Annotated in this window: 13 protein-coding genes; 4 read left to right on the top strand and 9 right to left on the bottom strand. The window is 44.6% G+C overall.

Features of this window, described 5'->3' with window-relative positions; all coding sequences use genetic code 11:
* Positions 1–7: 7 nt before the first annotated feature.
* From BLU80_RS06120 to BLU80_RS06165, 9 genes are all read right to left on the bottom strand, one after another.
* Positions 8–697: a YMGG-like glycine zipper-containing protein gene (locus BLU80_RS06120; protein WP_091395132.1), complete on the bottom strand. Its 690-nt coding sequence runs from the start codon at positions 695–697 to the stop codon at positions 8–10.
* 210 nt (positions 698–907) lie between these two features.
* A complete protein-coding gene (locus BLU80_RS06125) occupies positions 908–2,002 on the bottom strand; it encodes an alanine racemase (RefSeq protein ID WP_091395136.1) in 1,095 nt (364 codons plus the stop codon).
* 2 nt (positions 2,003–2,004) lie between these two features.
* Positions 2,005–2,445 carry a GNAT family N-acetyltransferase gene (locus tag BLU80_RS06130; protein WP_091395139.1) on the bottom strand — a complete coding sequence of 147 codons (441 nt, stop codon included), beginning with the start codon at positions 2,443–2,445 and terminating at the stop codon, positions 2,005–2,007.
* A gap of 462 nt (positions 2,446–2,907) precedes the next feature.
* On the bottom strand, positions 2,908–3,993 hold the full coding sequence (locus BLU80_RS06140) for a glycoside hydrolase family 27 protein (protein WP_211481766.1): 1,086 nt from the start codon (positions 3,991–3,993) through the stop codon (positions 2,908–2,910).
* A 289-nt stretch (positions 3,994–4,282) separates the two neighbouring features.
* Entirely contained in the window at positions 4,283–5,239 is a 957-nt protein-coding gene (gene plsX, locus BLU80_RS06145) for a phosphate acyltransferase PlsX (protein ID WP_244518772.1), read from the bottom strand.
* A gap of 445 nt (positions 5,240–5,684) precedes the next feature.
* On the bottom strand, positions 5,685–5,879 hold the full coding sequence (rpmF, locus tag BLU80_RS06150) for a 50S ribosomal protein L32 (RefSeq protein ID WP_091395148.1): 195 nt from the start codon (positions 5,877–5,879) through the stop codon (positions 5,685–5,687).
* Positions 5,880–5,936: 57 nt separating this feature from the next.
* Entirely contained in the window at positions 5,937–6,497 is a 561-nt protein-coding gene (locus tag BLU80_RS06155) for a YceD family protein (RefSeq protein ID WP_091395151.1), read from the bottom strand.
* 220 nt (positions 6,498–6,717) lie between these two features.
* Positions 6,718–7,101 carry a DoxX family membrane protein gene (locus BLU80_RS06160; RefSeq protein ID WP_091395154.1) on the bottom strand — a complete coding sequence of 128 codons (384 nt, stop codon included), beginning with the start codon at positions 7,099–7,101 and terminating at the stop codon, positions 6,718–6,720.
* 228 nt (positions 7,102–7,329) lie between these two features.
* Positions 7,330–9,312 (bottom strand): KUP/HAK/KT family potassium transporter, encoded by a 1,983-nt coding sequence (locus tag BLU80_RS06165; protein WP_091395157.1) that lies wholly within the window; start codon positions 9,310–9,312, stop codon positions 7,330–7,332.
* Between the two features lie 194 nt (positions 9,313–9,506).
* On the opposite strand from BLU80_RS06165, the gene BLU80_RS06170 reads away from it, so the two are divergent.
* The 4 genes from BLU80_RS06170 to BLU80_RS06185 all read left to right on the top strand — a co-directional run bounded on the left by BLU80_RS06170 (position 9,507) and on the right by BLU80_RS06185 (position 14,422).
* Positions 9,507–10,499 (top strand): hypothetical protein, encoded by a 993-nt coding sequence (locus BLU80_RS06170; protein ID WP_091395161.1) that lies wholly within the window; start codon positions 9,507–9,509, stop codon positions 10,497–10,499.
* Between the two features lie 198 nt (positions 10,500–10,697).
* On the top strand, positions 10,698–11,357 hold the full coding sequence (purQ, locus tag BLU80_RS06175; protein WP_091395164.1) for a phosphoribosylformylglycinamidine synthase subunit PurQ: 660 nt from the start codon (positions 10,698–10,700) through the stop codon (positions 11,355–11,357).
* Between the two features lie 345 nt (positions 11,358–11,702).
* A complete protein-coding gene (locus BLU80_RS06180; protein WP_091395166.1) occupies positions 11,703–12,155 on the top strand; it encodes a protein-disulfide reductase DsbD domain-containing protein in 453 nt (150 codons plus the stop codon).
* A gap of 215 nt (positions 12,156–12,370) precedes the next feature.
* On the top strand, positions 12,371–14,422 hold the full coding sequence (locus tag BLU80_RS06185; RefSeq protein ID WP_091395170.1) for a protein-disulfide reductase DsbD family protein: 2,052 nt from the start codon (positions 12,371–12,373) through the stop codon (positions 14,420–14,422).
* Positions 14,423–14,454: the final 32 nt, after the last annotated feature.

A 14,454-nucleotide genomic window follows, 5' to 3' on the forward strand; every position in this document is an offset into this window, starting at 1 on the left:
CTTCTGACTACTGTCCTTCCTTGGCTTTTTTATTGTCTTTATGTTTACCGATGCCATAACCGGCACCTCCGCCTACTGCGGCACCAATAACGGCACCTAATCCGCGGTTTTTCTTAGCCACAACAGCTCCTACAACGGCTCCGGAACCGGCACCTATCAGCGCACCTTTGGCAGCACTGCTGAATTTTTTCTTCTTGGCAGTGGTGGCTTCCGAGCTGGAACTGCCAGCCTCACTCTGATCTGCTGAGGCGACGGAACCCGCACTATTATCATCGCTGTAATTACCGCTGTTATCATCATTGATGGATTTTACAGCGCCTGAACCTTCGTCATTGCCATTATTGCCGTTGTCCGTTACGGTTGAGGTATAAGACTGACGGCTTTCACCCGAATTGTTATGGGCAGCGGAGGACTGCTGCTCCTCTAAGGCGGCAGCGGAGTCCGCTGCTTTCTGGGCATTAAATGCCGCCAGACCGGCGGTATCGGCCGCATTTACGGCTTCTGAACTATTGCCATTTCCTTTACAGGAAGCTAGTAAAATAACGGCACTTATCAGGCATACCAGCCAGAATATCCATTTATACTTAACTCCGGTATTCCACTGGGATTTATCTGTGGTTACGACTCCAACCCGGGCCGGCTGTTGACGCTGCCCCAGCGGTGTATTACGATTTGTATGATTTTCTAATAAATTCATAAACTGTTTTTTAGATAATAAGATCCGTTTGTTTGCCTTACACATTGAATCAGGTAAGCTAAAATCCAAAAAACATACCAAGAGCGTTGAAAAAAGGAGCAGGCGGGGCCTGCTCCTCAAAAGAGATTAAAAATCAACCAGATATAGCATATGGACAATTTTACTGCTTTGTTAAAACCGTCAAAACCTGGTATTGAGGGCAAACGCCCCTCAGGCCACTTCAGGTTTTATCTCCTGCTCAAATTTCTTGTCAATATATCTGGAATGCATAATTCTTAAAATCCCCATATAATCCATTTTAAATTCTATCAGATCGCCTGTTTTGATCCCCTGTTCATTTTGCCCCAGGTCAATGACCGTCATATCGGAGCTTGAACCGACAATCTGCATATCCTTTCTAACCGGCTCAAAATGCTCCTTTTCTATATCCAGCAGGCCAACATCCACAATGGCTCTGTGCGCACTTTGCTGGGCGCTATGCTGATCAAACGCTAATACGTCTCCCGTCAGATTGTGCCCCAGTTCCCCCATGGGCACCATAGGCTTTTCATTGACTTCTATGACTTCTGCATACAGTTTAAATACGTCATTATGCATCTGGTCAAAAGTAGTGTTATGATACACATCGGTTCCCAGATACAAAGTCTCTCCCACCCTGAAATGATTCACCCCTGCCGGCAAAAGGCCGTTTTCTATCAACGGAATGGTAACCGAAGCGCCGCCAGAGACATAGGGTATCTTCCTGTTGAATTTGGTTTCAATCAGCTGTTTATAAATACAAAGCTGAATCAGTTTGTCATGATTGGGCAGTACCCCGTACATACAGGTAAGGTTCGTGCCGATCCCGATTACTTCAATGCCCGGCAATTTAAAGATGTCGCTGTAAAAGTCAACCAGATGCTCCCGCATCACTCCTTCTCTTAACTCGCCGAGCTCGATCATGATAACGACCTTATGAATCTTACCTCTTTGAACGGCTGCATCCGAGAGCAGCCGTATCGTCTCCAGCTCGGTATTAAAACTGATATCGGCAAAATCCACCACACCGCTTATGGAGCGTTTTGCCGGGGGCTTGATAAAGACCGTCTCTATCGCAGGGTTAATGGCCTTGATAGCTTTTAGATTCGACACCCTGGAGTCGCATATCTGGGTCACCCCCAGTTCAATGACGGCTTCCAGATATTTTTTATTCCCACATAGCAGTTTGCTGACCACTGCCCAGTCTATATGTCTGCTCTTAAATAATGCATCCAGCTTCTGATAGTTCTCTTTTAGTTTCTTCTTATTGAGTGTTATAAAAGCCATGATTATTTTTTAATTAAACGCATTTCTAAATACTTGTTGGAAAAGCCGAATTTCTCGTAGAGTTTTTTTGCCGGATTATCCGGTTCAACATGCAGGGCTATATCGCCCTTTACCAGCTGCGTCATCTGTTCCATTAACTGACTACCCAGTCCCTGTCCTCTTCTGTCTTTATGGGTAGCCAGATAAACCAGGATATTTTCCGGTATATAATCCCGCATACCCGTTTTATTAATGACGGCCACTGAGATCAGCTCCTGCTGGTCTAAAAGTTCCAGGATATAGCCGCCAGGGGTATCATGGCCATTGGCGTACAAAATCGCTTTTTGTATGGCAGACGGCTCATCACCATACTGCTCCAGATGATCGAATAAAAATGAGGTTAACTTAGCAATCTCCTGTTCAGAGAGTACCGTTTCCGGCGTAATTACACGTAAATCTTTCATGATATTTTGGACGGCTCAAAGCAATGCATCATAATAGGATAACCTATTATTTACATCATTTAATTAAAGCTGCCACTTGTTAAAACACGCTACCTATAGATAAAAGCAAAATACCTGAATAGCAATACCAGCTATATAATGTTTACAGGCATCAAACTATGCGGATGCTGGGAGGATAAAGAAATAAGGTGCGTGACACTTAAAAAAATAGAATAAACCGAAGCCCAGCCTGAAGGCTTATCCAAAATCAAAATGCAATTCAATAAAGCGGCATTTTTAATTGTCATTAACAGAACACCGGCCCCGATTGCTCCGCAAAGGTACAACAATTAAATTTAACGCTGAAATACGCGCAAATACTACCTGCTGACAAGCAGTTAAAGGTAAGCCTGTCAGGCGTTTCAGCTAAAATACATTTTAAGGGAGCCCTGATAATAAAATCAATTATTCAAGGTTTTTAGTTTACTCCAGCGTTCTGAATACCTGGATACCATGTGCAGGCAGCGTAATAGTGCCCAATTTGTCCAGACGGCCCATATCCTGATGACGCCAAAGGTCACGCAGTTTTTCATCCCCTTTCAGTCCTATTAAATTGGGTTCAAGATGATAGCGCACTGCTGAATCCGACCTGTTCATAATGGCAATCGCCCATTGTTTTGATTTTTTACCCAGCGGTTTTACAAAGACATCGACGCAGCCCAGGTCCTGATGGATGAGTCTTTTCGCTTGCCGGAAGCCCGGATCCTGATCAATGGCAATCAGTTCCTGATTGGTCAGAATCTCTTTAGACGCCGCACTTATATTAGCCACATCACAGCTAATCATTAAGGGCGAGGTCAGCATACACCACATGGAGAAATGCGTTTTATCTTCCTCGTCAGTCAGCCCACGCCCTACCTGCAGCATATCCATATCATTATAATGGCCGGGACTTACGTATTGCCATAAATTGGCATTCAGATCAATAATATGCTGAATCTCTTTAAAATTATTATGAATGTCCGCAGACATGCGCCAGCTATCTGCCGCTTTAATGGCCCAGATACCCGGGAATTGCCACCGGCAAAGATTAAACACCACATCCGGTTTTACCATTCTCATGGTGTCGATAATGTTTAAATAAGTCGTTTTCTCATCCAGCTTTAATACCTTACCACCACACCAGTCTACTTTGATATAGTCAAAGCCCCAGTTTTTAAAAAACAAAGTGGCGTCCTGCAGGACATGGCCATATAAACCAACGCCTATCCCCTTTTTGTCATTGTTCCAGATAGAGCCGCAGGTATTACAGCCGCCATCAGAATAAATACCGGCCTTCATCCCCAGACTATGTATAAAGTCAACGGTGGCTTTCATCCCCAGTGGAAACTTTGCCCTATCTTCCATCAGCTGGCCGCCCGGGGCACGGCCTTCAAAATAACCGTCATCGATATTAATATAGTTATAACCTGCCGCCAGTAATCCGGAGCTTTTCATGGCTGCCGCCTGCTTCCTGATAGCGGTATCACTGATATGTACATCATACTGGTACCAACTGCACCAACCCATGGTTGGCGGTTTTATTTTCTGAGCCTGACTGTTTACAGCAAAACAGCAAACCAATAATAAAGTGCAGGATAAAAAAGACAGCCTTTGCATTTAAATTTCAGGTTGATGTAACCCGAAAATACACCATACTCACCAAATAAACAATGGAAGATGCCAATAAAGTTGCGTAATTGCAATGAACCGGAACAGTTGATGGCTTTATGCATGAACAGAAAGTTCCGCTGGCAGAACTCGGCAGATTCACCATATATTCCCGGCAAATATACACTAATACTAAAGAGAGAAGATTCTAGGCTTTAAACAGGCTCTTGATTTTGGAACAGAACGCAGAAGCAATCATCTGTTCTGCCTGGATAATCATATTACTAAAGGCCTTGTCATTGCTGATACCATGACCAATGATAACAGGTTTATCAATGCCCAGTATGGGTGTACCCCCGTAATTTTCATAATGGAAACGGCTTAAGAAACTGTCGTTTTCCAATTGTCTTTCAGCAGCAATCTCGTAAATGGATTCCGCCATTTTCAGTACAATATTACCGGTAAAGCCGTCGCAGACAATAACGTCCGCTTTATCTTTAAACAAATCCCTGCTTTCAATATTACCGACAAAGTTAATAGCGGTATTTTCCTTCAATAAAGGATAAGTAGCCTGGCAAAGCAAATTACCCTTTTCCGCTTCCTCGCCGACATTCAGCAAGGCAACTTTAGGATTGTCAATCTGCAGCACATTACTGGCATAGGCGCTGCCAAGAATCGCAAACTGATTGAGTTGTTCAGGCTTGCAGTCCGCGTTCAGTCCTACGTCTACCAACAGACCGTTAGCGCCGTTTAACTTAGGCACCAGGCTTGGGATGGTAGGCCTGAGGACTCCTTCAATGGATTTAATGGTATACATGGCCCCTACCAGCATGGCGCCGGTATTACCTGCACTGATAAAAGCATGGATTTTTCCTGTGGCCAGCAAATGAAACCCGACCGCTATGGAAGATTCAGGTTTTTCCTTTAAGGCCTTGGTGGGATGTTCATTATACCCGATGGTCTGGGCCGCATGAACCACCTTAATACGCGGATCGGCGGCAATACCGCAACTATCCAGCAGGGGCTGGATTTCTGCTTCATTACCGATGCAATAGATCAGACATGTTTTGGAGTCATCGTTAAGATACAGCGCAACGCCTTTTACAGCTTCAGAGGGTGCATAATCGCCACCCATCATATCTATTCCAATGTTGATGTCAGACACGTTTCAGGTTTTTGTTGAAATGTAAATAACCATGGTATTTGCCTACCATCGTTATTAAGCGAGAGTGGCAGCCCCTGATTCAACAGTAATGCATCAGATCATACTGCCTTAAACGGAGTGCCAATCCCCTCCCTGCGAATTTACAAAATTGCTTAAACTCACCAAATTATTTCCCCTTACAACCCACCCGCTTGACCGGCAAGGGAATGTAAGGGGCTAATATAATTGTTGTTCCAGCCAAAACATCTCTCAAAAGGCGTCTGTCTTACAGGAAAGCCTTAAAAGGAATATTTCCTTTCAAGCGCTTCCATCGTCGCATCATCCACTTAACACGCCAATGAGAAGATTCCTAAAAGAGCACGCTGCCACTGCAGCCTGCCGCTGATAGTATCCAGCCTTAGAACCCGGTAAGTATTTGCGTTTTGCAGGGCTTTACCCTATTTGCTTAGGCTTTCAGGGGAGCTTTTTCAGCAACCAGTTTGCCTTTGTAATACAATTTGCCTTCGCTAACGTGTGCACGATGACGTACATGCGTTTCACCAGTGGTGGCGTCTTTGCTTAAAGTCACTTCTTCAGCAACATAATGAGTTCTTCTTTTTGCGCTGCGTTGTTGAGAGTGTCTGCGTTTAGGATTTGGCATGACTATTCTGTTTTTTTAATTGTTATACTTCTTTTTATATACTTCGGAGTGTAGCGCTTAATTAGGCGAATTACCCTCCAGTCCTTTTAATTTATCCAGATCTTTCCAGAGATCAGAAGAGTCATTTTGCAGGGCTCTTTGCTTCATCTGGGCCAGTCTTTCAATTACTTCCTGGTTACATTTTGAATTATCCTCCGGATCTTCCGAACAGAACCGCTGTATCGGGATACTCAGATTGACAAATTCATAAATCCAGTCTGCCAGATGCAGGTGACTTTCCTGATATCCTATATAGAATATATCCGGATCTTCTTCCTGTTCATTCATCTGATCCGGCTCATCTACCATTTTAACGACGACATTAAACTCATCCCAGAGCTCTTTGGTAATCGTATTGGCGCATCTGTCGCATTGAACATCTACCGTTCCGGATATATCAAACTTTAATAAGATCAAAGAGGATGTTTTTTCCAGCTTAACCTTGATTTCCGCATGACAATTTTCAAAATCCTGCGGTCCGTAATGCTCAAAAAACTGGTCATCCACCTTATATTCAAAATCATGAACTCCCGGTTTAAGGCCTACAAAGGCTATTTCGTATGCACGTCGGTAATTCATTCTCTCAAATTTAGGCGCACAAAGGTAAAAATTTATATCTGAATACACAAATTAGTTTTTACCCCCGGTTGATTGCAGGCTGAATTACAGCGGATTTTCTTTAAAATTCGCCTGTTTTGACAAAGTCATTGCCACCAGATGCGGCTCCCCTATGCGTTAAACGGAGAAAATTAACAAATACCCGTCCCGCCCCCGCCAAGCTTAAAAGAACCGGTACACATCAGAGGATATCCCTTTTTTCCAGGTATTTTCCCGGCGTATGCGCAGCAGCCAGTAAAATAGCTCCGCCCAAAAGCCCGATATCTTTAACCAGCATCATCGGATCCCCGGTTTTATGAATCGCCCCCGGAATCTGGATACTGATCAGGATAATCAGTAAATAAAGGGCTAATAACAAGGCTGCCAGCCGGACCTGGATATTCAGGACAAAGGCCAGCGCTGCCAGCAGCTGTGCGATCCCTGTAAAATAGACCCAGAAAGTGGCTGGCGGAAAAGGCACCATCGGCGCCATGGCACTTCCGGCCATGAGGTGACTGATTCCAAAATAGGCAAAGGGGACGGCAATCAGGATCTGGGCAATCCTCAGTAATACTTGTTTGGACATAAACTGGTCTTTTAAAGTGAATACATTAATTAGGAAACCTTCAGTTGACCCCGTAATCCTGTAATTAAACACAGCGCCTATAATCTGTCATATCCGGCGCCTGTTACAAGGCTCGTGATGCTGAAGCCTGCTCACAAAAACCAATAATAACACCCGTAAGTTACAAAGATTTTACCACAAAAAAATAATTCGAATAAATTATAGGGGTTTTCCCCCCGGCTCAGCGCTCTACTCTTCTCCTTCCGGATAAATCCGCTTTAAATGCAGACTGCGGGTCGGAGAGACAATGAGCGGAAATTTCTCGACCTGGACATAGCTGGAGTCCAGTCCGAAGCCTTTTTCTTCTCCCAGCGATATCTTTTTAAGCCAGAAATAATAGCGCATGATGAGTTTTTCAAAGAAAGGCAGTTCATTGTCATTGGACAAGAATTTCTCAAGTACAACAAACTGAAAATCACCACTTATATTATTTCTTTCCAGACTCTCATACCGGCTGGTGATATTCACTTCCTTATTGGCATACAGCTCTTCCACCACCCTTTTCATCATCAGCTGGATTTTTTGTTCCACCCGGAAACCGAGCCTAAATTCCACCCGGATAATATCATTAGGGATGATATGTTCTACGATAAACTCCGTCGTATATGGATCATCCACAATATCTACGTGTACAAACCAATATATATCCGCTCTTTTGGGTTTGCGGTTCAGTATGGAGTAAATAATCTTATGTTCAATCTCCTTAGGATTATTGGCGCTGGTCATGTACACCAGATGCGTGGAATACATGGGAATCGTCTTATCATTACTCAGTTCCTGAATCATGGGCACATAATGCTCCAGCCGGACAAACTCCACATAACGGTTTTTAATCTTACGGCTTCTGAACCAGACATACATAACGCCGAATAAAATCCCACCGACAATAATGGCCACATAACCGCCATGAGGGAATTTATTCAGATTGGCGCCCAGAAAGGATAATTCAATCACCAGATACACCAGCAGATAAAGCGCTACCCATACCTTTTTAATCCTTTTGCCGATCAAATAATTGGCAAATAAAATAGAGGTGCTGATCATACAAAGGGTGATGGCAAGACCGTAGGCGGCTTCCATCTTGGAGGACTCCTGAAAATGCAGCACGATGGCCAGACACCCGATCCAGAGCAAAGTATTAATTCCCGGAATATACACCTGTCCTTTTTCTTCCGAAGGATATTTAATCTTCATTTTAGGCCAGAGGTTCAGCCGGAGGGCTTCGGATATCAGGGTAAAGGACCCGGATATCAGTGCCTGCGAAGCAATGACCGCTGCCGCTGTGGCTATTAATATCCCTACCAGCCTGAAACTGTCGGGCATTACCGCAAAAAAAGGATTGCGGCCCAGATCCAGCTGTCCTTCTTTATACTGTGCCAGCAACCAGGACCCCTGTCCTAAATAATTCATTATCAGGCATATTTTAACGAACACCCAGGTTACATAGATGTTCTTTCTGCCGCAGTGCCCCAAGTCCGAGTAAAGCGCTTCCGCCCCGGTGGTACACAAAAATACGGCGCCCAGTAACCAGAAACCGCCCGGATAATCAATTAATAGCCGGATCGCGTAATAAGGATTAAATGCCTTCAGTACACCCAGATTATCCATTAAATGGCTGCCGCCTAACAGGGCCATCATGACAAACCAGGCCAGCATAATGGGCCCGAACATCTTCCCGATATTATAGGTCCCGAACTGCTGCATGAAAAACAACACGCAAATAATCGACATCACGATTAATACGATCATTTCCCGGGTGATGCCGGCAAAAGCGGGTATCAGCTCCAGCCCTTCAATAGCGGAAGTAACGGTTACCGGCGGCGTAATGATGCCATCGGCTAATAGTGCGGCGCCTCCGATCATGGCAGGTACGACCAGCCATTTCTTTTGTCGTCTTACCAGTGCATATAAACTAAAAATGCCGCCTTCACCTCTGTTGTCAGCACGTAAAGTCAGCACTACATATTTAATGGTTGTCTGAAGGGTCAGTGTCCAGATAATACAGGAAATGCCCCCTATAATCAGTTCAGGAAATCTTCCCGAAGGTATCAGATCATGGTTTAGAATGGCCTTTAATACATACAACGGAGAAGTTCCGATATCTCCATAGATGATCCCCAGGGCTATCACAAGGCCAGCTAAAGAAACCTTGTTGATATTATTTTTACTCATGTGGTTATACCTTACTGAATAATTTATTTGCCGTCAGCAAAATATGCTGACAAACGGCAAAAATACAAAACCGTTTTCAATTATCGGCCAATTTGATACTCACAACCGTTTGTTTTAGACAAGATAATTTATTGTCCCTGAACGGGTGAGTTGGGTTGCATAAGCTATATTTGCCCTTAAAAGAATGAATAACTGTGGTTAGCCTCTTTAAAGAAAAAACCAGTATCGGCGTATTTAGATTAATGCTGCTCAGTGTAGTGGTGCATGCAAAATTTTTCATCCACTCCCCCCAGGTAGTGGTATCGACAGATAACATGCTGCTGGCACCGCTTTTGAAATATATCATAGACTGGCCGACATTAGTGCTGGCCATGATTTACCATGCGCTGATAGTCATTCAGGCACTCCGGCTCAATTATATACTGGGCAATCATAAGCTCTTTGCCCATACTAATTTTACGGTAGCCATGTGTTATATATTATTCACTGGCTTACTTCCACAGTGGTGTGTCATCAGTGAAGCCCTGGTCATTAATATTTTAATCATCTGGCTAATTCATTTACTCTGCCAGCTTTACCATACGGCAAAAGCGGGAGCCGTCGTATTTAATATCGGACTGGTAACCGGTATTGCCATCTTACTTTATCCACCGGCCTATCCGCTGATTCTAATCATGCTGATCGGCATCATGATTATTCGTCCCTTCAAATTTACCCAGTTAATCACTTATATCATCGGAACCGCACTCCCGCTTTATTTTCTGGGCGCCTATTTATATTTTTTTGACCAGTTCAGTCATGTACAGCTCTATCTGCCAAGGCTCGGTCTGTATAAACTGGACCTCAGTCAAAAAGGCACTTTAATCGGCTGTTTTTCCCTGATACTGATCTGTGTGATCGGCGGTTTCTCTTATCTGCAGGCTAACATGCATAAGTTATTGATCCTGGCTAGAAAATGCTGGATTATTCTGTTTTTAATGGTGCTGTTTTTTATCCCCGCCCCCTTTACCCTGGCGGGTGCCGGCTGGGCGGCAGCCCTGCTGCTGATGCCGGCTGCAGCCGCTATCGCCGGCAATTTATTTTATTATAACCAGCAAAAAGTCATCTTAGCGGTTCTTTTCTGGCTGCTGATATTTTCCGCATGGTTTTACTCCTTTAACGGCTGGGCCTTATTACCTAAAACATAATTTTTATATTTACCCCGCTAATAAGAAGCAGCGCACTCGGTAAATACCCTGAAATCTTTTAACTTTGCACGCGAGCATCAGCGGAGCTGCTGACCCGAGTTAAACCCAAGGTTGTTTAAGGCAGCCGAAGACCGCACCTCGTCCGGCAAACAGCGTCCTGATAACTCAATCATTACGTTTAAACTTAAAAATTCTACAATGAAATTTGGAGTAGTAGTATTCCCCGGATCTAACTGTGATCACGATATGCTGGATGCCTTGCAAAATGACCTGAATAAAGAAGTCAGGGCACTCTGGCACAAGGATAAATCCCTGGACGGGTTTACTACAGAGGACTGCATTGTACTACCCGGAGGCTTTTCCTTTGGTGACTATCTGCGTTGCGGTGCCATCGCCCGCTTCAGCCCTATGATGCAAAGCGTGATAGAATTTGCCGCAAAAGGCGGTAAAGTCCTGGGCGTTTGTAACGGATTCCAGATTCTTTGTGAGAGCCACCTGCTGCCAGGTGTACTGACCATGAATGCGCATCGTCAGTTTGTCTGCAAGAACAATTACCTGAAAACCCCGGGCGGAGAACCGCTGCTGATCCCGGTGGCACATGGCGACGGCCGTTTCCAGGCAGATGAAAAGACGCTGGATGAGCTGGAAGCCAATAATCAGGTATTATTCTATTATTGTGATGAGCAGGGTAATGTGGTAGAATCCGCCAACCCGAACGGCGCTGTCAGAAATATTGCCGGTATCAGAAATAAAGAAGGAAATGTATTTGGGATGATGCCCCACCCGGAAAGAGCAGTTTCTGCTACCCTGGGCAATGAAGACGGAAAAAAAGTATTTGAACTGCTCGGCTTGCTTTAAAGGAAAATGAGCGGCAGCATCTGCAAAAGCTGCCGTCCCCTGATAAATGGACAGGAAAGTCTATAAATGATTTAGATGAGACGGGACAAAGACGGTTCCGTTAATGATAGCCCGCCATAAGCGGGCTATCATTATTTACAAATACGGTAATTTTCAGATACTTATATCAGAATAAGTAAAAATTAGGATTTTACTTAACGTCAGCCGGACCTTCCTATTAAACAAGTTTGACTATCTTTGGTCTATAATTTATCTACGCCTGCATGGCAGGAATTTACCCATTGGCAAATTCCTGCATATGAATGGATTAGATGATAAGACAATGTAATTTTTTAAAACGAAACAATGATGAAAAAATTAACAGCAACACTTGTACTGGCTTTTATGGCTGTCCTTAGCTTCGCCCAGCAGTCCCCTGTAAAATGGACTTCTTCAGCCGAGAAAGTAGACGCAGGTCAGTATAAAGTGACGATTACTGCCTCCGTTCCTGCCCCCTGGCATATTTATTCCCAAAACATAGGCGATGGCGGGCCCGTGCCGACAAGTTTCTCCTTTACTAAAAACCCACTGGTAACCCTGGTAGGCAAAACAAAGGAATCTGGTAAAATGCAGACGGTTCATGACAAGAACTTCGACATGGACGTAAAATATTATGCCGATAAAGTGAGTTTTACTCAGATTGTAAAGGTCAAAGGCGGTGTTAAGACCAACCTTGCCGGAGAAGTAAATTATATGGTATGTAATGACCATGAATGTCTGCCTCCCAGCAGTTCCAAATTCTCCGTCGCGCTTAAATAATAGCCAAACCACTTAGTATCTCCCAGGAAACCCGAGATACCCTTTAAATTATAATTTTAAGGTTTGTTCGTAAGCTATACGGACAAACCTTTTTAATTTTGTGGCATAATCAATAAGCAAGCACTGGCACAAGTGTGATGAATTATCATAAATTATTCAGACCTTGCCAACTGTACAAGGTAAACAGACTTCATATTATATAGATCTTACAATTTATGCGTACATACATTTTATTTTTCCTGCTGCTGTTAAGCGTCGGTCTAAGCGGTGCAGTATTGGCCCAGAACTCCGGTCAGCAGCCCGTTGCGTTTTCCACATCGGTCCTCAGAAACAGCGATTCAACTGCCATTTTACAGATAAAAGCTGTCATCAGCAAAGGCAATATGCTGATGAGCACCCGTAAATTTTCCACAGAGGATGCCTTTATATCTACCCTGACGCTGGACAGTTCTCTCAAAGCATTCCTTAATACGGCAGATACGGTGACGGAAAAAGGCAATCTGCAATCTGTAGACGCCCCGGATTTAGGCAGTACACTACATTATTATACAGACAGCGCCGTTTTTGAACTTCCCCTGCATATCGCTTCCACCCAGGAAGCCACTTTTACCGGCAACTTTACCTGGCTCGCAAAAAATAAAGATGAATTCCCCAGCGGGGAATATGCTTTTGTAGCCCCTTTAAAAAAAGGCGGTGCCATTCAGAAGGCCAACCAGGGAACGCAGCAGCCTCAGGTAGCCGCCGCTGCTAGTAGTGACATCAACCCGGAAGGATCTTTGCTGAAGATATTCTGGGTCGGACTAATAGCAGGGCTGATTGCGGTATTCACTCCTTGCGTATTCCCGTTGATCCCGGTGACGGTCAGCTTCTTTTTAAAACGCAGCAGCAGTAAATCTGAAGGCATCCGCAATGCGCTTATCTATTCTGTCTCTATTATATTAATTTATACCGTTCCCACTTTTATACTGACAAAAGTATTCGGGGATGATATTATGTATACCATCGCTACGAGCGCTATCGCCAATCTTTTGTTTTTTGCCATTTTTGTCATCTTCGCCATCTCCTTTTTTGGCGGGTTTGAACTGACGCTACCCAGTAGCTGGGCTACTAAGGCGGACAAAAAAGCCAGTGGCGGCGGTATGATTGGCATATTCTTTATGGCGCTCACCCTGGTCATCGTTTCTTTTTCCTGCACAGGTCCCTTTGTCGGCAGCCTGCTGGCACAGGTAAGTACAGCCAGCTCCGCCCACGCCGGCTCTGCGGCCGTCATCGGCATGCTGGGACTAAGCGCCGGACTGGCGATTCCCTTTTCTTTATTTGCCTTTTTCCCGACGCTGCTGCATGTGCTGCCCAAAAGCGGCGGTTGGCTGAACAGTGTGAAAGTCGTTTTTGGCTTTATCGAACTGGCCTTGGCGATGAAGTTTTTATCCATGGTTGATCAGATCTACGGATGGCACCTGCTGGATCGAGAAATCTTCCTGGCCATCTGGATCGTGCTTTCGCTGTTGACCGGTTTTTATCTGCTGGGAAAACTCAAGTTCTCCCACGACAGCGAGCTTAAATTTATCAGCATTCCCAGACTGTTTTTCGCTATTATCTTTCTTACTTTCGGGATGTATCTTATACCCGGCATGTGGGGCGCTCCACTTAAGGCCATGAGCGGCCTGCTGCCTCCGGTAACTACGCAGGATTTTGACCTGAACGCCCTGCAGTATAAAATTGATGGTGCCTCAACCAGTGCAGGCGCCTCCGGCAGCTCGGATACCGCTCATTTTAACAGTGCCCGTCCGGCGGCGCCAAAACTTTACACCGATAAGCTGCACGTACCTTTCGGACTGAGTGCCTATTATGATCTCAATGAAGGACTGGCCGCGGCCAAAATCCTTCATAAACCTGTCATGCTGGACTTTACGGGGCATTCCTGTACCAACTGCCGTAAAATGGAAAACGAAGTCTGGAGTGATCCAAAAGTGCTGAGCCGGATTAAAAATGATTTTGTCCTGGTCAGCCTCTTTGTGGATGAGCCTTCCAGCCTGCCGGTAGATCAGCAGTATACGGATAAAAACGGTAAATACATCTCAACCGTGGGCGATAAGAATAAAGACTATGAGATTTCTACCTTTGGCGTTCTGGTACAACCGCTTTACATGTTCCTGGATGAAAATGGCAAACCCTTATCCATGGAGCATTACGGATATGACGCCAATATTGATAAATTCATCAAGCATTTGGATGAAATGAAAGCTGCCTTTGCCGCGGGCAAGTAAGCCTTTCAAAAGTTTGTATTGATCCTGGAAGC

This window comes from Arachidicoccus rhizosphaerae, from assembly GCF_900107765.1.
GTDB classification, from domain to species: domain Bacteria; phylum Bacteroidota; class Bacteroidia; order Chitinophagales; family Chitinophagaceae; genus Arachidicoccus; species Arachidicoccus rhizosphaerae.

What these genes read in the sequence shown, in the direction of transcription:
- rpmF (WP_091395148.1), bottom strand. Translation starts at nt 5,879, where the DNA reads ATGCCAAATCCTAAACGCAGACACTCTCAACAACGCAGCGCAAAAAGA.
- BLU80_RS06180 (WP_091395166.1), top strand. Translation starts at nt 11,703, where the DNA reads ATGATGAAAAAATTAACAGCAACACTTGTACTGGCTTTTATGGCTGTC.
- BLU80_RS06155 (WP_091395151.1), bottom strand. Translation starts at nt 6,497, where the DNA reads ATGAATTACCGACGTGCATACGAAATAGCCTTTGTAGGCCTTAAACCG.
- BLU80_RS06140 (WP_211481766.1), bottom strand. Translation starts at nt 3,993, where the DNA reads ATGGGTTGGTGCAGTTGGTACCAGTATGATGTACATATCAGTGATACC.
- purQ (WP_091395164.1), top strand. Translation starts at nt 10,698, where the DNA reads ATGAAATTTGGAGTAGTAGTATTCCCCGGATCTAACTGTGATCACGAT.
- BLU80_RS06125 (WP_091395136.1), bottom strand. Translation starts at nt 2,002, where the DNA reads ATGGCTTTTATAACACTCAATAAGAAGAAACTAAAAGAGAACTATCAG.
- BLU80_RS06130 (WP_091395139.1), bottom strand. Translation starts at nt 2,445, where the DNA reads ATGAAAGATTTACGTGTAATTACGCCGGAAACGGTACTCTCTGAACAG.
- BLU80_RS06160 (WP_091395154.1), bottom strand. Translation starts at nt 7,101, where the DNA reads ATGTCCAAACAAGTATTACTGAGGATTGCCCAGATCCTGATTGCCGTC.
- BLU80_RS06120 (WP_091395132.1), bottom strand. Translation starts at nt 697, where the DNA reads ATGAATTTATTAGAAAATCATACAAATCGTAATACACCGCTGGGGCAG.
- BLU80_RS06185 (WP_091395170.1), top strand. Translation starts at nt 12,371, where the DNA reads ATGCGTACATACATTTTATTTTTCCTGCTGCTGTTAAGCGTCGGTCTA.
- BLU80_RS06165 (WP_091395157.1), bottom strand. Translation starts at nt 9,312, where the DNA reads ATGAGTAAAAATAATATCAACAAGGTTTCTTTAGCTGGCCTTGTGATA.